This window comes from Amycolatopsis sp. lyj-84 (assembly GCF_046549075.1).
Taxonomy (GTDB): domain Bacteria; phylum Actinomycetota; class Actinomycetes; order Mycobacteriales; family Pseudonocardiaceae; genus Amycolatopsis.
The window spans coordinates 1-23,610 of sequence record NZ_JAJPWO010000028.1; the positions used below are offsets into that span (position 1 = coordinate 1).

Consider the following 23,610-nt stretch of genomic DNA (forward strand, 5'->3'; position numbering starts at 1 on the left):
CGCACCCGACGGCACCCTCACCATCACCACCCCCACCGGACAGAGCCACGACAGCACCCCACCACCACTACACCAACCCCGCCCGACAACCGAAGAACCACCACCGTTCTAAGCCCATTGCCGAAAAACGGCCACCCCCAGGCTTCCGACGCGACCAGCCGCGAACCGCTCTTCCAACGGAACCGCCCCCGCTCAGAACACCTTCACCGAAAACCGGCCACCGCTCCCGTTCTCAGCACGGCCAGCTGCGCGGTCCTGAGCCACCCGCCTACGGAACTACCCACTCCACCCCATCGCCGAAAACCGGCAACCGGACACCGTGAACCGCGAAGAGCCCTCAGCCCGCGAGCTGAGGGTTAGCGCCTTCGTCATACCCCTCGCTGTTTTACCGTACTGCCAAAGGAGCCACCGGTCGTTTGGGGGATCTCTGCGGCGACTGCTATCGGGGCGTTGAGTTATATCGAGACTCGCACCGGCCCGTCACCACTCTGGTCCTTGCCGAACGGCGGCAACGGTCCTGTTGTAGCCGCTGCCCTAGCGGCCATCCGTCGCTGTCTCCGCGCGTTACCGGGAATCGGCCACGCTTTTCCGCGGTGGTGTTTGCCCACCCAGCCGTCACCGCGCCAGCCCTTTGCCGAATAGCGGCAACAAGTCCCGTCGGTCAGCTGTCCCCGCCGTATCGCCGAAAAACGGCCACCACTCAAGACTCCAAAGCCACCAACTGCGCCGCAGTAAGCCGTTCCGTCAGCGCGACCGCGCGATAAGTCCCGTCCTCGACGACCACCGTCACCGGACCGGCGACGTGCGGGTGCTCGACGGCGACCCGTACGGCGGCGGCCACCTGCTCGGGCGGCCAGCCCAAGGCGGCGGAAAGCGACTCCAGGGCGAGCGGTCGTCCCGCGTGCAGCAGGGCGGCGAGTACGGTCACCGCGTCGGCGGCGAAGACCGCCACTCGGTCGTCCAGCATGATTTCGTTGATGCGCGCGTGGAATCGGGAGAGGTCGTCCATGCGGGCGCCCGCCGGCGTCGACGTGCCGAGGACTTCGGCGCCCTGGCGGGCGATCTTGACCCATTCCTGGTTCGCGCGCACGCTCTCGGCCCACACTCGTTGCGGCATTTCCTCGTCGATGACGTACTGCTCCCGCCGGCCGTCCCGTTCCCGCTTGAGCATCGCCTGCGCTTCGAGGTAGGCCACGGCGTTCGAGATCGACGCCGGACTCACCTGGAGTCGCTGGGCGAGTTCGGCCGCGCTGAGCACTCCGTCGTCGCTGACGGCCAGGCACGCGAGCACTCGTGCCGTCATCCGGGGGAGCCCGGTGGCCACGATCATCTCGGCGAACTCGGTTTCGAAGAGGCGCACGGCCGCCGGGTCCCGCCCGTAGCCGTTCTGGACGACGGGGACGGCTCGCGGCAACGGTTTGCGGCGCCGCGCGCGTTCGCCGGTCACCCGGCTCGCTTCTTCGGCGCGGTAGCCGGAGTGCCCGCTGTTGCGCGAGACTTCGCGGCTGATCGTCGACGTCGGGCGCCCGAGCCGCCGGGCGATCTCGGCGTATCCGAGACCGTCCTTGAGCCAGGACGCGATCAGTCGCCGGTCTTCCTGGGTCAGCCTGCCGCCCGGCATGGGCACCTCCGGTGCGTTCAGTGGCAAATCATTGCAACGCATCGTTGCCTTCATCGGCAAGACAGTTGCAACGATTTCAGGAAATCTACCAGCTATTACGAAAGAAAAGCCAGATCAGAACTTTGAGCGATCCATGAACGCAACGTAGCCTTTTGTCATGGCTGAAGATCTGGGAGGAACAGCTATGACGACTTCAGTACCCCATCTCACGGAATTGCCCCTCGAACGGCCGCGGGGCTGCCCGTTCGACCCGCCCGCCGCACTCGGCACGCTGCGTGACGAGCACCCGCTCGCCCGGCTGACGTTCCCCGACGGTCACGAAGGCTGGCTCGCGACGGGGCACGCGACCATCCGGGAAATCATCGCGGACTCGCGCTTCAGTGCACGACAGGAGCTCCTGCACTCACCGCTGCCGGGACCGGCGGCGATGGTGGTGCCGCCGCCCGCGGCGCCGGGGATGTTCATCAAGATGGACGGCGCGGAGCACGCGCGGTACCGCAGGCTGCTCACCGGCAAGTTCACCGTCCGCCGGATGCGCCTGCTCACCGAAAGGGTCGAGCAGGTGACCACCGAGCATCTCGACGCCATGGAGCGGCAGGGGTCGCCCGCCGATCTGGTGACGGCCTTCGCGCAGCCCATCCCGGCGCTGATGATCTGCGAACTGCTCGGGGTCCCTTATGAAGACCACGAGTTCTTCCGCCGCAACGTCCTGCCGTTGAACCTGCCGGACGCCTCGCTCGCGGAGCAGGAAGCCGCCATGAACGCGCTGGGGGAGTACCTCTACAAGCTCGTCGTGGCCAAACGGGCCGAGCCGGCCGACGACATCCTCGGCGAACTGGTCACCACGGAACTCACCGACGAAGAGCTCACCGGCATCGCGTTCCTCTTGCTGGGGGCCGGTTTGGACACCACGGCCAACATGCTGGGGCTGGGCACCTTCGCGTTGCTCCGGCATCCGGACCAGCTCGCCGTCCTGCGCGAGAAGCCGGAGAGCATGGAAGGCGCAGTCGAGGAACTCTTGCGGTACTTGACGATCGCGCACACCGGTGTGCGCACCGCGCTCGAAGACGTCGAAATCGGCGGGCAGCTCGTCAAGGCGGGGGAGGCGGTCGCGATTTCGGCGATGGCCGCCAACCGCGATCCGCTCAAGTTTCCGGAGCCCGATCGGCTCGACGTCGGGCGGAAGACGGCCGGGCACGCGGCCTTTGGACACGGCGTCCACCAGTGCCTCGGCCAGCAGCTCGCGCGAGTCCAGCTGAAGGTCGCCTTCACCGGGCTGTTCGCCAGGTTCCCGGAACTGCGCCTGGCAGTTCCGTCCGACGAGGTCCCGCTGCGGACGGACTCCGACATCTACGGGGTGTACGCGCTCCCGGTGGCCTGGTGACCGCGATGAAACTCGAGGTCGACCGCGAACGCCGCACGATGCACGACCAGGACGTCGCCCTGGCCAGGGGGTGCCGGGCGGGGCACCCCCTGGCGCGGGATCAGCCGACGTCCACGAGGACCTTGCCCGCGTCGGCGCTCTGCACGGCGGTGCCGGCGTAGAGCTGCTGGACCCGGGCCTTCTCCTGGGCGTTGGGGTTCACGCTGGCGCAGCTGACGCCACCGGTCGAGCCGGACATCAGCGACGAGCACGGCCCGGGCTTCACGTCGGGCAGGCCGAGGCTGTGGCCCAGCTCGTGCGAGGCGATCCGGGTCTTGTTGTAGCCCTGCTGGACGGCCTGCCTGCCGTACCAGACGGTGACCTGGCCGCTCGGGCGGACCGGCCCGAGGGTGGCGCGCGGCCAGCCGTTGTCGGCGATGATCCGGATGTTGACCCGCTGCCCCGGCGTCGCCTTCACGAGGCGGACGTTGGTGACGTTGGTGTTCCAGACGTTGACGCCTGCGGTCACCGCGTCCTTGAACTCCGCGGCCTGGCTGTCGTCGTAGGTCAGGGTGGTCGCCATGATCTCGGCGGCACCGGCGGAGGGTGCCGAGAGCACCGAGATGGAGAGCGCGGCGCCGGTGAGCACCGCGGCGAAGGTACGTCGAAGCACGTTGAACTCCTCGCGTTAAAGGCGTGCTGGAATTTCGGAGCAGTGTCGACACTTTTGTTCTGGCGGGAGGGATCTCTGAGTAGTCCTCCGTTGCCTCCGCGTGATGTTAGGACCTGTCGAGGTCGTCGGGGTACCCGCCGATAGTCGCCTGTCGTTAACCATGATCTTGACTCGACCGGAAGACTGTGCGGCTATGACGACGGCGCGATTCACCGGACACGAAGAACCCATCCTCGCTGTCGCCGTGAACGGAAACCGCCTGGTCACCGGCGGTACGGACAAGACCGTGCGGGTGTGGGACCTGGAGACCGGCGCGCAGCGGTTCGCCTTGAGCGGGCACGATCGGCCGGTGCTCGCGGTGGGTATCTCGGGTCGGTACGTGGTCGGTTGCGATGGGGCGACGGTGCGGCGCTGGCGGCTCACGGGCCGCGAGGCGCAACCCCCAGAGGTCCAGACCACCAAGCGGACACTCACGGTCGCGGTGGCGAAGGATTTCGCCGTGTCCGGCGCGGGAAGCACCGTCGAGGTCCGGCGGCTGGACGGCGTGACGGTCCGCGGCCTCCGCACCGGCGGCCCGGAGATCGAATCGGTCGCGGTGACCCCGGACGGCCGGGTCGTGGTCGCCGGTGACGACACCGGCGGCGTGCGGCTGTGGGACGGGGAAGTCGTTTCCCACTACCGGTTCGGCGGCGCGGGCGCGGTCCACGTCGTCGCGGTCTCGCCCGACGGTTCGCGGGTGCTGTCCGCCGAGGGGGAGACGGTCCGGTTGTGGGGGCGCAAAGGCGATCCCGCCCTCGTCTTCCCCGGGCACGCCGGTGTGGTGCGGGTGCTGGCCTTCAGCCCGGACGGCGAACTGGTGCTCTCCGGCGGTTCCGGCGGCGAGGTCTGCGTCCGTGAGATCGACAACCCCGCCGACTACACCCTCCTCAAGGGACACGAGGGGAACGTCCGCGCGATCGCGTGCACCGCGGGCAACGAGAAGATCGTCACGGTCGGGGACGACCGCACGATCCGGGTGTGGGACCGCTTCGGCAACCAGGTCGACGGCACCGGCTTCGTCGAGCCCAAACCGGGACGGGCGCGCCCGCGGATCACCCCCGACGTCGAGAGCCCGGTCGACCTGATCGGCTTCCAGGACGACGTGCGCACCCTCGCCGCGGTCATCGCCGACCGCGAGACCAGCCCGCCGCTGTGCGTCGCGCTGCTGGGCCCGTGGGGGTCCGGAAAGTCGAGTTTCGTGCGGCAGGTGGCGGACCGGGTGGCCGAACTGGCCCGGCGCTCCCGCGGCAACGCGGCGAACAGCGTTTTCGCCGGGGAGATCCGGCAGATCCGGTTCAACGCCTGGCAGTACCACGACGACCATCTGTGGGTCGGGCTGGTGGATCACCTGTTCCGGAACCTCGGTGCGCCCGAGACGCACGCGGACGCCGACGAGGTCCGTGCCGAACGCGAGGAGTTGCGGACCAGGCTCGCGAGCCTCCGCGCGATCAAAGCGGATTCCCCGCTCACCTGGCGCTGGCGGCTCCTGGTGTCCGGGGTGGACCGCGCCGAACGCCGACGGCGACGGCTCGCCGTCGCGGGCTACGCGGTCTCCGGCGTGCTCGGCCTCGCCGCGGCGATCACCGGCTGGGCCTTGTGGCACAACGCGATCCTCGCCGCGGCGGGAGCGATCGTCGCGCTCGGTGCGGTGCTGACCCCGGCGCTCACCACCGCCAAGTCGGCCCTCGCGCCGGTGAAGTCCACATTGGACAAACTGCGGCACGACGTCGACAAACGGGCGGAACGGTTCGAGACCGAGCTCCGGGAGACCGAGGAGCGGCTCCGTCGATTGGACGCGGCAACCCGGCTCGGTGAGTTGATCGAAGAGGCGAAGACCGGCAGATACGGTGACCACCAAGGGGTTTTCGCCCGGGTCAGGGAAGATCTCGCGGACCTGAGCGCCGACTTGGCCGACGCGCGGACGGAATGGCTGCTGGCCGGCGGCAAGGGCGAGCCGCCGCTGGAACGGATCGTGCTCTACATCGACGACCTCGACCGCTGCCCGCCGTCGAAGGTGATCGAGGTACTGGCCGCGGTGCACCTGCTGCTGGCCCTGCCCGCGTTCGTCGTGGTGGTGGCCGTCGATCCGCGGTGGTTGCGGCGCTGCCTCGACCAGCATCACGAAGAACTGTTCGGCGCCGGGGAAGCGCGGCGGGCCGAGTATCTCGACAAGATCTTCCAGATCGTCTTCGCGTTGCGCCCCATGGGAGCCGCGGCGGACGAGCTGATCGACGCCCTGATGCCGATCGAAGGACGGGCACCGGCGTCGCGCGGGCACGAGGAATGGCCGGAGGACGGGGACACCCGCGAAAGCGGTGAAAGCGGCGAACAGGCGGAGGTCATCGTCAAGGACACGGCCCCGCCGACGTTCTACAACATGCGGCCGGACCGGTTGCGGCTCACCGAGGTCGAACGCGATTTCGTCCACGTGCTGCGGAAAAGGCTCAACACACCGCGCGAGATCCGGAAACTGGTCAACCTCTACCGGCTCGTCCGCATCGGCATTCCCGACGCGGAACTGACGCGGTTCGTCGGCGGCCCCTACCGGGCGGTGCTCGTCCTGCTGACCCTGCTGGTCGCCGATCCGGACGCCGCGCGCTCGACCTTCGTCGCGCTGTCCGGCGGCGAAGCGCTGTCCGATGCCTTTCCACCTGAATGGCGGCTAGACGTCGAATCCTTCGATGATCTACAGGTGTATCGGAATTGGGTGGGCACCCTCGCCCGCTTCAGTTTCGAAACCTACGATCTGGTGACCGAGGAGACAGAACCGGGAACCGCGTTGTAGCTACACTTGCCCGCTACAACGGCTAGGGGGCGGCACATGCGGAGATCAGGCTGGCTTTCGCTCGTCTTCGGCGCGCTCGTCGGGGCGGTCGTGATCGTTCTCCTTTCGGCCACGGTCACCGCGCCCTCGAACGCTGCCAGGACCGACTGCGTGCGGCTGATCACCAGTTCTTCCACGGAGAAGGGCGACCTGATCGGGGAACTGGCCGAGCGGTACAACAACACCGACCGGACGTTCGACGGCGGCCGGTGCGCGAAGATCGAGGCGTTCAAGAAGACCTCGGGTGCCACGCTCGACCTCATCGCCGACGGCTGGAACGACCTCGACGAACGGCAGCCCGAACCCCAGGTCTGGATGCCGAGTTCGTCGCTCTGGCTCGATCTGCTGCGTCAGCGCGGCAAGGGGGACCTGCTCCAGGGCGGCCCGAAGACCTCGCTCGCGACGAGCCCGATGGTGATCGCGATGCCGGAGCCAATGGCGAAGGAACTGGGCTGGCCCGAGAAGGGCATCGGCTGGCGGGACGTGCTCGAGGTGAACCGCAACGGCGGCTGGGCCTCCACCCGGTCGAAGAACGCGCAGTGGGGGAACTTCACGCTGGGCAAGGACAATCCGCGCCGCTCGACCTCGGGGCTCGCCGCGACCATCTCGACCTACTTCGCGGCGACGGGCGGCGACTACGGCAAGATCGAGTCGGCGGACGCCGTGCAGTTCGTCCGCGGCATCGAGGCGTCGGTCGCCTACTACAGCGACGATTCGGTGGCCTTCCTGAAGACGTTGTACGAAGAGGACCGGAAGAAGCCCACGCCCTACATCAGCGCGATGGCGATGCAGGAACAGATGGTCTACCTCTACAACCACGGCGCCCCGACCGGTGATCCGAAACAGCTGCAGGACAAGCCCGCCCCGCTGAACCGGCCGCTCGTCGCCGTGCATCCGGACGAGGGCACGATGCTGATCGATCATCCCTTCCTGACCACGGCGAAGGCCTCGCCGGAACAGCGCGAGGCGGCCAAGGACTTCTACGCCTTCCTGCGGGAACAGGCGCAACAGGACCGTTTCCGCGATCTCGGCTTCCGCGATCCCGAGGGCCGCGGGAACGACAAGCTCGCCAAGGGCGTGCACACCGACGGGATCGCCGAACCTCAGGCCATCAGGATCCCCACCGGTGAACAGATCCAGAAGATGCTCGACGGCTGGGAGTACACGCAGCGGCGCGGCCGGATCCTCCTGGTGCTGGACCTGTCCGGGTCGATGAACGAACCGTTCGACAAGAACCGCAAGGACAAGCCGTACTCCGAGCCCCGGATCGACCTGTTGAAACCCGCGATCAAGAAACAGCTCGAATATCTGCATCCCGAGGACGAAGTCGGGTTGTGGACGTTCTCGACGAACGGGCCCGAGGAAAAGATGCCGATCGGCAAGGTGAAAGACGTCCGGGGGCCGATGCTGAACCTGGTCGACAACCTGACCCCGAAAGGGGAAACGGCACTGTACAAGTCCGTGGTGGACGCCAACGACAAGATGCGGCGGGAGTTCGACCCGAACCTCATCAACGCCGTCGTCTTCCTGACCGACGGGGAGAACACCGCGCCCGGGACGACCAAGGAACAGATGCTCCAGGCCGTGGACGCGGAGCGGCTGGACAACTCCGTCCGGATCTTCACCATGGCCTACGGCGCGCAGGCGGACAGCCGCGTGCTGGACGAAATCGCGCTGAAGTCCAAGGCGCGCAGCTACAAGGCCGTGGATCCGCAGGGCATCGACAAGATGTTCGTCAACGTCTTCAGTAACTTCTGACATGGCCGATCACGACAACCGGCCGTTCCACGTCGTCGCCGGGGTACTGACGCTGATCGCCTGCCTGCTCGGTCACGCGGTGACCGTGCCGCATCCGCAGGCCTGGCTCTTCGGCGGCGTGGCCGCCTTCGCCGTGCTGTTCCCCGCCGAAGTCGCGTTCTTCGTGTTGAACGGCAAGCGATCGAAGAGGAGGGTGCGCGAGGTCCGCGCGCCGGAGCCCGCCGCCGTCTACGACCACTACAGCCTGCTCGGGCGGGCGCTGACGGCCATCGAAATCGTGCAGCCAGGCGAAACGGAGCTTTCGGCGGTCTTCCGGCGAGCGGTGGCGAGACTCGAAAAGCTGAAGGGCGAGAACTCGTCCGCGGTCGTCGAACTGCGCGTCACGGTGAAGCAGACCACCGAGAAGCTGGAGCGACACGCGCGGGACGAGAACCCGGATCCGGTGATGCTCGTCGAGCGGATGAGGCTGTACCGGGAAGGGCTCGAAGACGCCATCGCGGTGGTCGAACCACGCTGAGTGTTCGGTGCCGAACAGACTACGGCCGTGCGTCATGCTGATCTGACAGCATGCCGTTGATCGGGCGCCGGGTTGTCGAGGGCGTGGAACATGTGGTCGTACCGGTGGAGCACCGGTTCAGCCTGGAGGAAGCCGTGCTGGCGGTGATGGCCGCCAAGAGCACCGTGCGGCCCGCTCCAGGAATCAAGGTCGCTCCGTTGAAGGTGTCGGAGGTACGGTCAGCGCTGCTATACGCGGCGAAGCACGCCGACAGGCGACACCAGATCGTGGACAGCTATTTCGTCGAGGCCGAAGACGGACCGTTGCACCGGCTGGCCGAGTGGATCACGTCGGAGTTGGTCCGGCTGGGCATTTTCACCACCCACGATGGTTCCGCCGCCGGATCGGGTGGCCGATTCGGTTACTCTCCGCGATAGGTGTTCACGACTGCCTGGGAGGGTGTTTCGTGGGTTTGGGCCCAGAGGCCGCCGAAGAGAGAGAACGTCCGTTCCTGGAGCGACTGGACGAACCCGTCCGTGCCCGGTTGCTGGAGATGGGCACCCCGCAGACCTACGAGAGCAGACAGGCGCTGATGCGGGCCGGTGAGCCCGGCGACTTCGTCATGCTGCTGCGACACGGCTACGTGAAGGTGACCAGCGCCGACCGGATGGGGGCGACGGTCATCCTCGACGTCGGGGTGCCCGGCGATCTGCACGGCGAGATCGCGGTGATCGCGGGCGGGATCCGGATGGCCGACGTCGTCGCCATCGAGGAGGTCCACGTCCGGCGGATCGCGGCGAGCGAGTTCAACCGTTTCCTGCTGGACCATCCGTCGGCGATGCGGGAGGTGCTCGTCAGTGTCGCCCGCCGGTTCGTGCTCGCCCAGCGACAGCGGACGCAGTCCTGGAAACCGCAAGCGGTGGCGAGGGTCGCGACGCGACTGGACTACCTCGTCGACGTCTGCGGGATCAGGACGCCCGCCGGCTGGCGGATCGGGATCCCGCTGAGTCAGGACGAACTCGCGCAGTTCATCCCGATGGGACGGACCATGGTCGCGCAGGCACTGGACAAGCTCCGGAAGGCGGGAGTTGTGGCCAGTTCGCGCCGTGCGATCACTGTCGTCGACCGCGAAGCGTTGCGGGTGATCACGGAAAAAGGTGTGACTTAGCTCACTGGCGTTGACCAGGGCGGGGTCAGGTTCTGTTCGGTTCCGAACAGAACTTCCGGTGACGAGTGGGAACACTGCTTTCTGCCGCCAGTTTTCACCGATCAGGGGAGGGGTCGCAGAGATGCAGGTGCTGACCTCAGGCCACTACAACGCGCACACCCACGCCGTACTGTCCGTCGACATCGTCGGTTCGTCCAAGGCCAGTGATGACCTGCTGGACCCGATGAAGACCGAGATGGAGACGCTGGTCTCCCGCTCGTTCACCGCGGTCGGGCTCGCGCCGGGGGAAGCGCGTCACTTCCGGGAGACCGGGGACGGGCTGATGGTCGCGTATCCGGACCGGGCCGTCGGGCAGCTCTGCGAGGTCGTGTTCCACCTGGACCATCTGCTTCGGACCCGTAACCGCTACGCCCGTGTCCCGATGCGGGCCCGGGTGGCGGTCCATATGGGACCGATGGCGGACAACCACCGCTACCACCGCACGTACATCACGCTGACCCGGCTGCTGTGTGCCTCGACCTTCAACGACGCCGTCGGCTACTGGTGCCGGTTGGACCCGACGGGCGACAAGTTCGGCGCCGGGATGATCGTCTCGCAATCGGTGTTCCGCAACGTGGTCGAACCGTTCGGGGTCGCGCTGGTCCCGCCCGCCCGCTGCGCCAGGATCAGCGTCACGACCCCGGATTTCGCGGACAGCGCGTGGATCCACCTGCCGGGCTTGGACGCGGACGCGGTCCTCGCCGAGCTGAACCCCGCCGTCGCGGTGCCGCTCGTGTTCGACCGGGTGAGCCGGTTGTCCACGACGGCCTGACCCCGAGACCGGGCGGTCCGGCTTCCAGGGAGGGAAGGCCGTATCGCTCGCCGGTTTCTGGCCCGGTACCCCTACGCCGGGCCAGAAACCGGACCCCCGGCGCGGGGGGTGGGGGCGCGGGTCATCCCCGCCGCGCCCTCGCTACGAGCCTCGTGAGTGGTAAAGACGGTTAGAACCGTCTTTACCACTCACGAGTTTGTCGTTATTGCCTGCAGCGCTTTCCGCTGTTGACGCATTTCACCAGCTGGTTCATCAACCGCTGCGACATGACGTTCGCGAAGTCGTCGTGGTCGGAGCGCGGGTTGTGCTTCTCCTGCGCGAACGCGTCGACCGCGTACTGCCCGGCGGCCTGGATGTTCGGCGGGATGTTGTACACCAGCGTGATCCGCAGCTGCGGCACGTTCTTGAAGCCGCGCGGGCATTTCCCGTTGCGGTCGGAGAACACGATGTGCGTGCGGTGGTTGGCGCTGTCGGTGTTCTTCCCGTCCCAGCAGTTCGGGAACGCGTGGATGCGCGCGACCTTGCTGCCCCGCGGGCAGATCGGGTACAGCTCGGTGAGCCGGTCCTCGAAGCCGGTGCAGGTCCAGCTGGGCCGGGCGTTGGCCGGGCCGTTGGTGCTCTGCTTGGCGTCGCCGTAGAGCACGCGCAGGAACTTCGGCATCGCGACGACGCGGCGGGCGCCACCGCTGGTGAAGGTCAGGTCGACCTTCTCGGGACGCTGGATCTCGCCTTCGTTGTCGCCGATCTCGTTGTTGTCGTCGACGCCGGGCAGATCGGCGGCGTTCCCGTCGGACTTCTTCTTCTCGGCGTCGCCGGCTTTGCTGACGTCGCTGTTCTGGCCGCCGTTGTCGAGGCCGCCTTCGCCGTTCTGTTTCACCGCGCAGCCGGCGAGCTGGTCTTCGTTCTTCGCGACCGGCTTGCCCGCCTGCTTCATGGCGTCGCTGATCTGCTTGATCGACGGCTTTCGCTTGTTCTTCAGCTCTTCGAGCACCTGGGCGGCCTGTTTCCCTTGTGCCAGCTGGCCGTCCGCGTTGTCGGACTCCTTGTCGAGCTTGTCGAGGTTCTCGTCGATCGCGGGCATGGCCTGGTCGGGGACCTCGTCGAGTTCGCTCGCGACGTCGGGACAGTCGACCTGGGGTGCGGCCTCGTCCTTGGCCGCGTTCGCGCGGTCGGCGGCGAGCTTCGCGTCGGCCGCCCGCTCGTTTTCTTCCTCTTCCTCGGTGTTGATCCGGATGACCGGCCAGAAGTAGGCGGATTTGTCGCCGTTCTTGCAGGTGGTGCCCGCGCGCAGCAGGCTCTTGTTGTTCGAGTCCGCGTTGGTCGAAAGATTCCCGACGTAGTCGTGGAGATGCTCGGCTCCGTTGCGGACACCGGGCTGCGCGATGAAGTTGTCGCCGTTGAAGTGGCCGTTCTCGTTGCGGCCACAGTCGACGGTGAACGTCCCCCGGGCGCCTCGTTTCGCGAGGTCGAGGTTGACGTTGTTGCCGCGGGGGACCTTCGCGATGTCGATGAAGAACGACTTGTCCGCGCCGTCGGCCCTGGCCGCGTCGGGGGTTCCGGTCGTGTTGATCACGACGATCCCGCCGACGGCGAGGGAGAGCGCGATGGCGCCGGTGGCGACCTTGGTACGGCGTGCCATGCGGTGGCGGCCGGCGGATCTTTGGTTACGGGGCATGAACTTGTTCACCTCGTTCGGTGTCGTTGCGCGAAGCCCGGGGGATGCGGCGCCGGCAGCGCCGGCGTCACTGACTCCGCGTTGGCTGAAACGGCCCCAGCGGACAGCCGGTTCAAAACGCGATCTCTCCGTTACCTTTTCGTTATATTAAATCGAGGTGATGCCCCGCACACGTACGGCGACCGGAAGGGGTTCAAACCGTGCGGCGACGGTACGAAAGAAGGCCCGGTCTCGGGGCAGTCGAGACCGGGCCTTCCTTGTGATTCCCACTGGTCAGGCGTCCACCTTGTCCTTGGGCTCCGCCTCGTCGGCGGTGGGACGGGCAGGCAGGAAGCGCTTGATCAACGGGAAGAACAGGATCAGCAGGATGATCACGTAGACCACGATCGCGAACGGGGTGTTGAACAACCCGGTCAGGCTGCCGTCGCTCAGCTGCAGCGCGCGCCGCATCTGCTGCTCGGCGGCCGGGCCGAGGATGACGCCGATGATCGCCGGCAGCACCGGCAGGCCGTAGCGGCGCATCGCGAAGCCGATCAGGCCGATCACGAACATCACCAGCAGGTCGAAGATGTCCGCGTTGACCGCGTACGCGCCGACACTGGCGAAGAACAGGATGCCCGCGTAGAGGTACGGGCGCGGGATCCGCAGCAGTTTCGCCCACAGCGGCGCCAGCGGCAGGTTCAGCACCAGCAGCAGCGTCAGCCCGACGAACAGCGAGGCGATCAGGCCCCACACCAGCGACGATTCCCGCTCGAACAGCAGCGGTCCCGGCTGGATGCCGTACTGCTGGAACGCCGCCAGCATCACGGCTGCGACCGCGGTGGTCGGCAGGCCGAGCGTCAGCATCGAGACCAGCGTTCCGGCGGCCGACGCCGAAGCCGTCGCCTCCGGACCCGCGACGCCTTCGATGGCGCCCTTGCCGAACTCGTCCTTGTGCTTCGAGAGCCGCTTTTCCGTGACGTACGAGAGGAACGTCGGGATCTCGGCGCCACCGGCGGGAACCGCGCCGAACGGGAACCCGATGAGCGGTCCGCGCAGCCACGGCTTCCACGTCCGCTTCAGGTCGGCGCGCGACAGCCACGGCCTGCCGACCGGGATCGGTTCGAACGCGTTGCGCCGCAGGTGCGCGGCGACCCACAGCGACTCGCCGACCGCGAACAGCGCGACCGCCACGATCACCACGTCGATGCCGTCGGCCAGGTGCAGCGAGCCGAAGGTCAGCCGCTGCTGGCCGGTCATCTCGTCCAGGCCGACCAGGCCGATGGTGAGGCCGATCAGCAGCGACGCCACGCCGCGGATCCGGGAGCTGCCGAGTACCGAGGTGACCGCGATGAACGCCAGCACCATGATCGCGAACAGGTCCGGCGCGCCGATGTCGACCGCGTGCTTCGCGATCACCGGGGCCAGCACGACCAGCGCGATCGTGCCGAGGATGCCGCCGACGAAGTGCCCGATCGCGGCCGCCGCCAGTGCTTGCGCGCCGCGGCCCTTGCGGGCCATGGGATTGCCGTCGATCGCCGCCACGACCGCCGCGCTCTCGCCAGGGGTGTTCAGCAGGATCGACGTCGTCGAACCGCCGAACATCCCGCCGTAGTAGATGCCGGCGAACATGATGAACGCGCCCGTGGGCTCCAGTCCGTAGGTCACCGGGAGCAGCAGTGCCACCGCCATGGCCGGGCCGATGCCCGGCAGCACGCCGATCGCGGTGCCCAGCAGGACCCCGATCGCCGCCATCGCGATATGGGTCGGGGTCAGCGCGGTACCGAAGCCGTCGATGAGTTGCTGGAACATCAGAACACCTCCATCAACGGGCCACCGGGGAGCGGGACACCGAGCAGGTTGTTGAAGACCAGGAAGGTCGCGACGGACATGCCCGCCGCGATCAGCGGGTCACGCACCAGGTTCCGGCTGCCGAGCGCGTACGCCGCGCCCCAGAACAGGATCGCGCCCGAGATCGGGAAACCGACCAGGCCGATCAGCGCCGCGTTGGCGAGGAAAGCGGCGCACAGCAACAGAACCGTGCGCAGGTCGGCGGGCTCGGTGAGGTCGATGTCCTCGCCGCCTTCGGCCTCGCCCTTGCCGCCGCGCAGCACGTCGCGCGCCAGCAGCACGGCGACGAGCAGCAGCAGCGAACCGACCAGGATCGGCACTGCCTTCGGCCCCACCGGCCCGCGCTGGGCGAAATCGGTGGGAATGCTCAGCGCGTCGGTGAGCACCAGCACGCCGAGCACCAGGAGTACCACGCTCACCCCGAGTTCGGAGCGCTCCTTCAGCCACGTGGTCGTCATGCCAGACCCAGCTCTTTCAGCACCGTTGCCACTCGCGTGTTCTCCTCTTCGAGAAACGAACCGAACTGCTCCCCGGGCGCGAACGCTCCGGTCCATCCGTTGCGCTGCAAGGCTTCCTGCCACTGCGGCGTCTTCTGCAGCCGGTCGAACAGGCTCACCAGCTTCGCGCGGTCCGCGTCCGTGATGCCCGGCGGAGCGACGATGCCGCGCCAGTTGGTGAACTTGACGTCCACGCCGGACTCCGAGAGCGTCGGCGCGTCGACGCCGGGGATCCGCTTCTCGCTGGTCACCGCCAGCACCCGGAGCGTGCCCGCCGCGATCTGGTCGCGGTACTCGCCGATGCCCGAGACACCGAACGCGACCTTGCCGCCGAGGACCGACGCGAGCAGTTCCCCGCCGCCGTCGAACTGGACGTAGTTGACCGCCTTGGGCGCGAGCCCGACGGCCTTCGCCATCAGCATCGGCGCCAGGTGGTCCGGCCCGCCGGGTGACGAACCGCCGCCGACCTGGACCGCGCCGGGATCCTTCTTCCATGCCTCGATCAGCTGACCGATGTTCTGGTACGGCGAATCCTTGCCGACCACGACGATGTCCGACTCTTCGATCAGTTTCGCCACCGGCGTGGTGTCGAGCAGCGAAGACGGCGACTTGTTCGTGAACACGCTGCCGACGACGCCGAGCCCCATGGACATGACGAGCTTGCCGTTGCCGCGTTCGGCCACCGTGCGGCCGAGGCCGACCGTGCCGCCGGCGCCGGGGAGGTTGAACACCTCCGCGTTGCCGAGCAGGTCGGCGTCTTCCATCGCCTTGGTCGCCGTGCGGGCCGTGATGTCGTAACCACCGCCGGGCGCGTTGGGCACGAGTACCCGCAACGACCGGATCTGCGAGCCCTCGTCGGCCTCGCCACCCGGGGTGAGCAACGGTGGCACCAGCAAAACGGCGACGAGCGCCGCTGCGATGGCCAACCAGTTACTGGGCTTCACTGTGATCCCCGCCTCTCTGCCGCGTGGTTGGACATGTTGCACTCGTGTAAACAGAGATGTCCCGCTTGCGGGCCCAATGGTTGTTGTGGTCGTTTTGGTCACGCGGAGGTGGCGATGGGTGCTCGGGGTTCCTTGGCCCGCCAGCTCCTCGTGTGGCAACTGGTTGTCGTCACCTGCCTACTGTGCGCGGTGGGCGTACTGGCCGTCACCCAGGCGGGGAACAACTTCCGCACGACGGAGGGACGCCGGGTGCTTTCGGTCGCGGAGAGTGTCGCTGCGCAGGGGGTCGTGGGCGACCTCGAGAACGGCCCGTTCGAACTGAACGCCCCCGCCGAAACCGCGCGGAGCTTCTCGGGCGTGGACTCCGTCGTGATCGCCGGCGCGGACCGCTATGTGCTGGCGTCACCGGATCCGGGTCAGCTGAGGACGACGCTCGACATCGGCGAGAGCACCGTCCTTTCCGGACGGTCGTGGGTCGGCGAACTGGACGGCTCGATCGTGGCGCACGTCCCGGTGCTCGACGCGAAGGGCGGCAGGGTGGTCCGCATGGTCGCCGCGGGCTCGAAGTCGCCCGGCTTCTTCGCCGGCGTGCTCGACTCGCCGGACAACGCCCTGCGGGTGCTGGGGGTCGCGCTGGTGATCGGCGTGAGCGGTTCGCTGCTGCTGGCGCGGCGGGTGAAGAACCAGACGCTCGGCCTGGAGCCGCACGAGATCACCGCGCTGGTGGAGAACCGGGAGGCGCTCCTGCACGGGATCAAGGAGGGCGTCGTCGGGCTGGACCCGCAGCACCGGATCACCTTGGTGAACGATCAGGCCCGCGCGCTGCTGGCGCTGCCGGAGGACGCCGTCGGCCGGTCGGTCGAGGACCTCGACCTCAACGACCGGATCCGCGATCTGCTCACCGGCCGCGCGACCGGCGCCGACCAGATCGTGCTGCGGCAAGGGAAGGTACTGACGCTGAACCGGATGCCGATCGACGAACGAGGGGCCGTGGTCACCCTGCGGGACCGCACCGATCTGATGACGCTGCGGGACGAACTCGACGCCAGCAAACACGCCACCGACACGTTGCGGGCGCAGGCGCACGAGTTCAGCAACCGGCTGCACACCATCTCCGGGCTGCTGGAACTCGAGGAATACGAAGAGGTTCGCGGTTACGTGAGCCGGATCAGTTCGGCGCAAGGGGAGTGGCGTGCGGAGGTCGGTTCGCGCGTCGGCGATCCGGCGGTGGCGGCGCTGCTGATCGCGAAGGCGTCGCTGGCCGCGGAACGCGGTGTCGGGCTGCGAATGGCGCCGGACAGCGAACTGGACCGCGTCGAGGACGCGCTTTCCACGGATTTGGTGACGGTGCTGGGAAATCTCGTCGACAACGCGTTGGACGCGCTGAGTTCGGCCATGCGGGTCGGCGAACGGGGCTGGATCGAGGTCGGGGTCTGGCAAGAGGAGGACGAAGTGCGGGTGGAGGTCCGTGATTCCGGTCCGGGAGTCGCCCCGGAGATCGCGGAAGAAGTGTTCAAGCACGGCTTCACCACGAAGGCCGCCGCACACGGTCAGCGTGGTCTCGGGCTCGCGCTGATCCGGCAGGCGTGCGTCCGGCGGGGCGGTTCCGTCGAGGTGCACAACGACGACGGTGCCGTGTTCACCGCGAGGTTGCCGCGATGATCCGGGTCCTCGTCGTCGACGACGATTTCATGGTCGCGAAGGTCCACAGTGGATACGTCGCGCGCACGGACGGGTTCGCCGTGGTCGGGGTCGCGCACACCGGCGCCGACGCGATCCGGCTGGCGCGGGAACTGAAGCCGGATCTGGTCCTGCTCGACGTCTATCTTCCCGATCTGGACGGGCTTTCGGTGCTGCGGGAGCTGCGGGCCACCGAAGACGTCGACGTCATCGTGATCACCGCGGCGACCGACGTGGAAACCGTGCGGCAGGCGATGCGGGGCGGGGTCCTGCACTACCTGATCAAGCCGTTCGAGTACGCGTCCCTGCGTGATCAGCTGACCCACTTCGCCACGCTGCACCAGCGGCTGGACAGGCTCGCCGAGGCCGGGCAGGCCGACGTCGACCAGGTCTTCGGCGCGCGGCCGAGCGCGAAACCGGTGCTGCCCAAGGGGCTCACCGCGGAGACCGCGCGGCTGGTGGAGACCGCGCTGCGCGGCGCGCCCGCCGGGATCTCCGCGAGCGAATGCGCCGAGGCGACCGGCGTCGCGCGGGTGAGCGCGCGCCGGTACCTCGAGCATTTCGTGGCGACGGGGAAGGCCGAGGTGACCCTCAAGTACGGCGGGACGGGACGCCCCGAGCGCCGCTACCTCTGGTCCTGACCCCCCGCGACTAGAGGACTACTTGCGGGGGTTCAGCAGGCCGTTGAGGACGCCGTAGTCCACGGACTCTTCGAGGCGCGAGTAGGTGCCGGTCGAGAAGAGCTCCCGGGCGCTTTCCCGTGCGACGGCGTACGCGGCCTGGCTGATCCCGGAGCCGACGCTCACCCGCGCGACCCCGAGCGCGGCCAGCTCCTTCACGCTCGGCGCGCCGGGGTGGGCCATCACGTTCACCGGCGCGTCGATGCCCTCGACGAGCGCGGCGATCACGGAGGGGTCGGTGGCGCCGGGAACGAAGATCCCGTCCGCGCCCGCCGCCAGGTACGCGGCCGCGCGCTCCAGCGTTTCCGGCACGCCGCCGAGCCCCCTGAGGAAGGTGTCGATCCGGGCGTTGACGAACACGTCGCCGTCCGCCGCGCGGGCCGCCGCGATCCGCGGGACCACCTCTTCGGGCGGACGCGGGCCGTCCTCGATGTTGATCCCGGCCGCACCCGCGCCGACCACGGCCGCGACGGTCTCGCCGACGTCGCCGGGAGTGTCCCCGTAGCCGCCTTCGATGTCCGCGGTCACCGGAACCGTTGCGAGGCGGGCGATCCGGGCGATCAGGTCCACCGCGAGGTCACGGCCGAGCAGGTCGCCGTCGGGGGCGCCGAGGCTCCACGCCACCCCGGCGCTGGTGGTGGCGATCGCGGCGGCGCCCGCGTCCTCGATGAGCCGGGCGCTCGCGACGTCCCACGCGTTGGCCAGCACCAGCGGGCTCGACGGGACGTGCAGGGAACGGAACAGCCGGGCGTTGTCGGTCGTCATGCCGCCATTCCAGCAGTTATGCGACATCCTGGTCTGGCGGTTTTGCGACATCGACGTCCGCCCGGAGTCCGGCGATCAAGCGGGCGAGACCGTACTCGAAGGAGGCGGCCGGATCCTCGGCATGGTCGACGGCCGAGTCTCCCTCGACGTGCTGCTGTTCGTCGATCGCGCAGCCGAGGGTGTACCGGCTGACGGCGAGGATCGCGTGCGTCGCGTCCTCTTCGGTGAAGCCCGCTTCCCGCAACGGTTTGACCAGCGGCGTCATCGCCGAGCGCCCGGTCGGGCGGGAACCGGCGTGCAGGCGGGCGCCGTCCCGGTAGGACAGCAGCGTGCGGCGGATGGTGCGGGCGCGCCGGGTCAGCCACCCGGCCCAATCGTCCATCGCCGCGAGATCGTTCAGCGGGGCGAGGTTGTCGTCCAGCATGGTTTCGGCCATCTGGTCGAGCAACGCCTGCTTGCTCTTGAAGTGCGTGTAGAGCGCGGGACCCCGCACGCCGAGCTTCTCCCCGAGCTTGCGCAGGCTCAAGCCGTCCAGCCCGACCTCGTCGAGGAGTTCGAGCGCGGCTCGAACGTAGCCATCCCGTCTCACGACCATGGGCACACTTTCGCCGGTCCGTATCGGACTTGACAACTCCAGTCGATCTTATCACCGTTAAGATCTTAACGGTGATAAGAAAGGCAGGTAGGATGATCGGGCGTGCCGCTGACGAGCGCATTACCCCCGCTTTGTGGGGGATGGCCTCGATCTTGACCCTCGGCGGGTTCCTGTCGATGTTCACCTCGACCGTGGTGAACATCGCGCTCGGCACGATCGCGGCCGGATTCCGTGCCTCGCTCGGTACCGCTCAGTGGGTCGCCACCGGCTACCTGCTCGCGCTCGCCGCGATGGTGCCGGTGAGCGGCTGGGCGAGCCGCCGCTTCGGGACGACCCGGCTCTGGCTGCTGTGCGTCGGTCTGTTCGCGGTGTTCTCCGCGCTCTGCGCGATGGCGACGTCGATCGAGGCGCTGATCGTTTTCCGTGTCCTGCAAGGCGCGGCGGGCGGATTGCTGGTCCCGGCCGGGCAGATCCTGTTCGCGGTGACGGCGGGGCCGAAACGGCTCGGCCGGATGATGGCCGTGCTGAGCATCCCGATCTACCTCGCGCCGGTGCTCGGGACCCTGTTCGGCAGCGTGCTCACCGAAGGGCTCGGCGTGCCGTGGCTGTTCCTGGTGAACGTGCCGCTCGCGGTGCTCAGCCTCCTGCTGGGCCGGAGATGGCTGCCGAGGGAGACTCCCGCCGGCGCTGAACCGCTGGACCTGCGCGGGTTGCTTCTCACCGTGACCGGGCTGCCGTTGCTCGTCTACGGCGTCGTGGAAACCACCCCGTTCCCGGCGATCGCCGGGGCGATCCTGCTCGCCGTCTTCGTGGTCACCGCGTCACGGTCGCGGGCGCCGTTGCTCGAACTGCGGCTGTTCCGCGACCGCGCGTTCTCCTCGGCCGCCGCCGTGATCTTCGGGATGGGGGCCGCGCTGTTCGGCGCGATGATCGTCCTGCCGCTGTACTACCTCGACGTCCGCCACGAGAGTCTCGTCGCCACCGGGTTCCTGACCGCCCCGCTGGCGCTCGGCACGGTCGCGGCACTTCCGATGGCCGGCAGGCTGACCGACCGGATCGGCGGCGCCCGGGTGATCTTCGCCGGGCTGATCGTCACGATCATCGGGACGGTGCCGCTGGCACTGCTCACCGGATCCGACGACTACCGGTGGCTCTCGGCCGTGCAGGTCGTCCGCGGCTGCGGCATCGGCCTGACCACCACCCCGGCGCTCGCCGCCGGGCTGATGCTGGTGCCCCGGGAGCGGATTTCCCACGCGATGCCGATCTTCGCCATGCTGCAACGGATCGGCGGATCTTTCGGGACGTCGATCCTGACCGTGGTCGTCTCCGTGGGCTTCGCCGCCGCTCCGGGGTCCGCGTCGGTCATCGCGGACACGCATCGGTGGATCGCCGGGATCACCGCGATCGTGCTGATCCCGGCGTGGATCCTGATGCGCGCCGAAAAGTCCACAGTGGACAGGTTGTAATGATCTCCCCCGGATCCGCGACTAGCTGCTGTGGAACAGCTCAGCTCGGGGATGGTCGGGCTCTTGGTCGGCGCGGTACTGGGGTTGCTGCTGTCCGTCCTGTTCGAAGACGGATTGAAGAACGCGCTCAACGGCCTGAGCACCAAGATCCGCCGTGCCCGCGCTCACGGGACGCTTCCCGCCGCCGGAGCCGAGTTTCGGTTGGGACCCTTGAAGACGACCGTGGTCCTCATCGAGGGCGACGGTCGTCAGGTGATCGACGAACAGGCCGTGCGGATCGTGGTCGATCCCGGTGAGGTGGAGCTTCCCGAGGAGATCGAGGAACTGCGACGGGAAGTGGCCGAACGGCAGGCCGAGCGCGGTCGCGACGGGACGCAGGCCCATTGGAACGGGCGGACGTACGCGGTGGCCGGGTTCTCGGTCCAGCGGCTGGGGGTGGACGAGTCGCCAGGGGTCACCCTGCGGTTGCGTGGCACCGACTACTTCACCTTCCTCGCCACTCAGCAACTGGATCGCGTACTGCCGGACGGCGCCACCCTCCGGCGGAAATACCTCGATCCGTATTCGCCTGCCGAAGTGCCCGACTTCATGCGGGCGAGCTTCGGCGTCTACGTCGCCGTCGTAACGGCCGACGAGTTCACAGTTTTTTCCAAGCGCAGCGAAGTGGTGGGAGCTTTTCCGGGATGCTGGGACACTTCGGTGAACGAGGCGCTTTCCCGGTCTTTGGACTCACAGGGGAGGACGCCGCCGCGGCTCTACGACGTTGCGAGACGAGGATTGCTCGAAGAACTCGGTCTCGAAGGTTCGGAGTACCGCCTGGAGTTGCTCGCCTTCGACGTGGACATGCGGACCAGTCAATGGGGATGCGTGTTCGTCGCCTCGCTGCACACGCTGACCGCGGCGGAACTGGCCGCGCGGATGACCCGGGGAATCGCGGACCAGTGGGAACACGAGGAGATCGAATTCGTGCGTTTCACCGTGCCCGACGTGGTCGGGCACCTGCTCCGCGCCGACCGGATCGATTCGTGGACGCCGGTCGCGCCCGCCGCCTTCTATCTCGCGCTGGTGCGCAGGCTGGGCCGGGAACAGGTCGAGCGCCGGCTGTCCAGGATGTTCCGGAAGGGGGTGGCACCGAAGAAAATTGTCGAATCGGCGCCACGGCCCACACCGCCGTCCACTTCCGGCCGTAACGCCGTAGGCTCGGCTGAATGAGCACGGCATCCACCACGGAGCATCCGATGGTCGAAACCCGGCACCAGACCCAGTTGCTCACCCTGCTGCGGGACGAGGGCCCGATGTCCCGGGTCGAACTGGGGGAGCGGCTGGAGCTGCCGCGTGCCCGGGTGGGTGCCGAAGTCGCGCGCCTCGCCGAGGTCGGCCTCGTCGAAACCGCGGGTCCGTCGGCGAGCCGGGGCGGCAGGCGGTCGACGCTGGTGCGCCTGGCGGGAGACCTGCGCGTGCTCTCCGTCGACATCGGCGCGACCTCGGTCGGGGTCGCCCTCACCGACGCTTCGTGCGAGGTGCTGGTGCACACCGTCGAGGACTGCGACGTCCGGCAGGGACCGCACGCCGTGCTCAAACGCGTGAGCGCCCTCGCGGAGAAGATCCGCGAGGAGGCGCCGGGCAAGCTGATCGCCGCCGGGATCGGCCTGCCGGGGCCGGTGAGCTTCGCCGAGGGCATGGCGGTCGCGCCGCCGATAATGCCCGGCTGGGACCGGTTTTCCGTCCGCGACCATCTCGGCGGGCTGCTGGGCTGCCCGGTCACCGTCGACAACGACGTGAACTCGATGGCGCTCGGGGAACGGCACGCCGGGGTCGCCCGCTCCACCGACGACCTGGTGTTCGTCAAGATCGGTACCGGCATCGGCTGCGGGATCGTGCTGGGCGGCAAGGTGTACCGCGGTGTCGCGGGGACCGCGGGCGACATCGGGCACATCCGTCTCGACGACTACGGGCCCACTTGCGTCTGTGGTGAGACCGGTTGCCTGGAGGCGTACTTCGGCGGCGCCGCGCTGGCCCGCGACGGACTGACGCTCGCGCGCAGCGGCCGGTCGGCGTACCTCGCCGACGTCGTCGCGGACCGCGGCGCGATCACCGCCCAGGACGTCGGCCGCGCGGCCGCGTCGGGCGACTTCGGCGCGGTCAACCTGATCCGCGACGGCGGGCGGCGGCTCGGCCAGGTGGTGGCCTCGCTGGTGAGTTTCGTGAACCCGGGCATGGTCGTGATCGGCGGTGGCGTGGCGCAGCTCGGCCATCAGCTGCTCGCCGAGATCCGCAGCTCGGTCTACCGGCGGTCGCTGCCGCTCGCGACCGGGAACCTGCCGATCGTGCTGTCCGAACTGGGGGACACCGCCGGCGTCATCGGGGCCGCCTGGTCCGCCACGGACCGTGCCTTCACGCTGAGTAGCTGACCGCGCTCGGCTCTGCGGTATCGCGCGTGCAATGAAAGGCCCGTTCCTTGCAAAATTTGCAAGGAACGGGCCTTTCATTGCACGCGCTGGAGGCGGAGCGAAGCGGAGACCGGAAGCGCTGAGTGACCTCCCATCCGCACGGTGAGCACCCACCTGATTCCGATTAGTAACGTCAAGATCGTACAGACTTTCGCTCGATAAGTACGAAAGTCTGTACCGATCTGGACGGCTATTCGGGTGACGGCGGGCATTTCTGTCCTGTTGTCACCTTGACGAGTGACACGCACCACCCTACTTTCGCTGGCTAAGTAACA

General features: G+C 68.2%; 20 protein-coding genes. 12 read left to right on the forward strand and 8 right to left on the reverse strand.

All coding sequences use genetic code 11. The annotated features are described in order from the left end of the window. Positions 1 to 700: 700 nt before the first annotated feature. Positions 701 to 1,621: a helix-turn-helix domain-containing protein gene (locus ACLJRM_RS43485; protein WP_410666382.1), complete on the reverse strand. Its 921-nt coding sequence runs from the start codon at positions 1,619 to 1,621 to the stop codon at positions 701 to 703. A 184-nt stretch (positions 1,622 to 1,805) separates the two neighbouring features. On the opposite strand from ACLJRM_RS43485, the gene ACLJRM_RS43490 reads away from it, so the two are divergent. Beyond that, entirely contained in the window at positions 1,806 to 3,005 is a 1,200-nt protein-coding gene (locus ACLJRM_RS43490; RefSeq protein WP_410666368.1) for a cytochrome P450, read from the forward strand. Between the two features lie 100 nt (positions 3,006 to 3,105). Here the strand turns inward: ACLJRM_RS43490 and ACLJRM_RS43495 are convergent, their stop codons facing one another. Then, positions 3,106 to 3,657, reverse strand: coding sequence for a snapalysin family zinc-dependent metalloprotease (locus ACLJRM_RS43495; RefSeq protein ID WP_101612744.1), 552 nt, complete (start codon positions 3,655 to 3,657; stop codon positions 3,106 to 3,108). Between the two features lie 193 nt (positions 3,658 to 3,850). Between ACLJRM_RS43495 and ACLJRM_RS43500 the strand changes: the two genes are divergently transcribed. From ACLJRM_RS43500 to ACLJRM_RS43525, 6 genes are all read left to right on the forward strand, one after another. Further along, positions 3,851 to 6,481 carry a P-loop NTPase fold protein gene (locus ACLJRM_RS43500; RefSeq protein ID WP_410666369.1) on the forward strand — a complete coding sequence of 877 codons (2,631 nt, stop codon included), beginning with the start codon at positions 3,851 to 3,853 and terminating at the stop codon, positions 6,479 to 6,481. Positions 6,482 to 6,517: 36 nt separating this feature from the next. Further along, positions 6,518 to 8,278, forward strand: a complete 1,761-nt coding sequence (locus ACLJRM_RS43505) for a substrate-binding and vWA domain-containing protein (RefSeq protein ID WP_101612746.1) — start codon at positions 6,518 to 6,520, stop codon at positions 8,276 to 8,278. A gap of 1 nt (position 8,279) precedes the next feature. Then, the gene (locus ACLJRM_RS43510) at positions 8,280 to 8,795 is read left to right on the forward strand and encodes a hypothetical protein (protein ID WP_101612747.1); all 516 of its coding nucleotides are present in this window, start codon (positions 8,280 to 8,282) and stop codon (positions 8,793 to 8,795) included. Between the two features lie 50 nt (positions 8,796 to 8,845). Beyond that, on the forward strand, positions 8,846 to 9,211 hold the full coding sequence (locus ACLJRM_RS43515; RefSeq protein ID WP_101612748.1) for a hypothetical protein: 366 nt from the start codon (positions 8,846 to 8,848) through the stop codon (positions 9,209 to 9,211). Between the two features lie 29 nt (positions 9,212 to 9,240). After that, the gene (locus ACLJRM_RS43520) at positions 9,241 to 9,942 is read left to right on the forward strand and encodes a Crp/Fnr family transcriptional regulator (RefSeq protein WP_037307965.1); all 702 of its coding nucleotides are present in this window, start codon (positions 9,241 to 9,243) and stop codon (positions 9,940 to 9,942) included. 121 nt (positions 9,943 to 10,063) lie between these two features. After that, positions 10,064 to 10,753 carry a hypothetical protein gene (locus ACLJRM_RS43525; RefSeq protein ID WP_101612749.1) on the forward strand — a complete coding sequence of 230 codons (690 nt, stop codon included), beginning with the start codon at positions 10,064 to 10,066 and terminating at the stop codon, positions 10,751 to 10,753. Between the two features lie 202 nt (positions 10,754 to 10,955). Here the strand turns inward: ACLJRM_RS43525 and ACLJRM_RS43530 are convergent, their stop codons facing one another. The 4 genes from ACLJRM_RS43530 to ACLJRM_RS43545 all read right to left on the reverse strand — a co-directional run bounded on the left by ACLJRM_RS43530 (position 10,956) and on the right by ACLJRM_RS43545 (position 15,681). Next, entirely contained in the window at positions 10,956 to 12,392 is a 1,437-nt protein-coding gene (locus ACLJRM_RS43530) for a DUF1996 domain-containing protein (protein ID WP_101612750.1), read from the reverse strand. A 309-nt stretch (positions 12,393 to 12,701) separates the two neighbouring features. Further along, positions 12,702 to 14,219, reverse strand: a complete 1,518-nt coding sequence (locus ACLJRM_RS43535; protein ID WP_410666370.1) for a tripartite tricarboxylate transporter permease — start codon at positions 14,217 to 14,219, stop codon at positions 12,702 to 12,704. Next, positions 14,219 to 14,716, reverse strand: a complete 498-nt coding sequence (locus ACLJRM_RS43540; RefSeq protein ID WP_101612752.1) for a tripartite tricarboxylate transporter TctB family protein — start codon at positions 14,714 to 14,716, stop codon at positions 14,219 to 14,221. The genes ACLJRM_RS43535 and ACLJRM_RS43540 overlap by 1 nt, the downstream gene beginning before the upstream one ends. Further along, a complete protein-coding gene (locus ACLJRM_RS43545; RefSeq protein WP_101612753.1) occupies positions 14,713 to 15,681 on the reverse strand; it encodes a Bug family tripartite tricarboxylate transporter substrate binding protein in 969 nt (322 codons plus the stop codon). The genes ACLJRM_RS43540 and ACLJRM_RS43545 overlap by 4 nt, the downstream gene beginning before the upstream one ends. A gap of 132 nt (positions 15,682 to 15,813) precedes the next feature. On the opposite strand from ACLJRM_RS43545, the gene ACLJRM_RS43550 reads away from it, so the two are divergent. Continuing rightward, positions 15,814 to 17,361: an ATP-binding protein gene (locus ACLJRM_RS43550; RefSeq protein WP_101612754.1), complete on the forward strand. Its 1,548-nt coding sequence runs from the start codon at positions 15,814 to 15,816 to the stop codon at positions 17,359 to 17,361. Further along, positions 17,358 to 18,020, forward strand: a complete 663-nt coding sequence (locus ACLJRM_RS43555) for a response regulator (protein ID WP_101612755.1) — start codon at positions 17,358 to 17,360, stop codon at positions 18,018 to 18,020. Before ACLJRM_RS43550 ends, ACLJRM_RS43555 begins: the two co-directional genes overlap by 4 nt. Before the next feature lie 18 nt (positions 18,021 to 18,038). On the opposite strand, the gene ACLJRM_RS43560 is transcribed toward ACLJRM_RS43555, so the two are convergent. Both ACLJRM_RS43560 and ACLJRM_RS43565 read right to left on the reverse strand, forming a co-directional pair. Next, positions 18,039 to 18,824, reverse strand: coding sequence for an isocitrate lyase/phosphoenolpyruvate mutase family protein (locus ACLJRM_RS43560; RefSeq protein WP_410666371.1), 786 nt, complete (start codon positions 18,822 to 18,824; stop codon positions 18,039 to 18,041). A 16-nt stretch (positions 18,825 to 18,840) separates the two neighbouring features. Continuing rightward, a complete protein-coding gene (locus tag ACLJRM_RS43565) occupies positions 18,841 to 19,419 on the reverse strand; it encodes a TetR/AcrR family transcriptional regulator C-terminal domain-containing protein (protein ID WP_101612757.1) in 579 nt (192 codons plus the stop codon). Positions 19,420 to 19,559: 140 nt separating this feature from the next. On the opposite strand from ACLJRM_RS43565, the gene ACLJRM_RS43570 reads away from it, so the two are divergent. Genes ACLJRM_RS43570 through ACLJRM_RS43580 form a run of 3 tightly spaced genes read left to right on the forward strand, consistent with a single transcriptional unit; the run spans position 19,560 to position 23,296 of the window. After that, complete coding sequence (locus tag ACLJRM_RS43570) at positions 19,560 to 20,885, forward strand: DHA2 family efflux MFS transporter permease subunit (protein ID WP_410666372.1); 1,326 nt, start codon at positions 19,560 to 19,562, stop codon at positions 20,883 to 20,885. A 30-nt stretch (positions 20,886 to 20,915) separates the two neighbouring features. Further along, entirely contained in the window at positions 20,916 to 22,097 is a 1,182-nt protein-coding gene (locus ACLJRM_RS43575) for a hypothetical protein (RefSeq protein WP_410666373.1), read from the forward strand. After that, a complete protein-coding gene (locus ACLJRM_RS43580; RefSeq protein WP_101612759.1) occupies positions 22,094 to 23,296 on the forward strand; it encodes an ROK family transcriptional regulator in 1,203 nt (400 codons plus the stop codon). Before ACLJRM_RS43575 ends, ACLJRM_RS43580 begins: the two co-directional genes overlap by 4 nt. Positions 23,297 to 23,610: the final 314 nt, after the last annotated feature.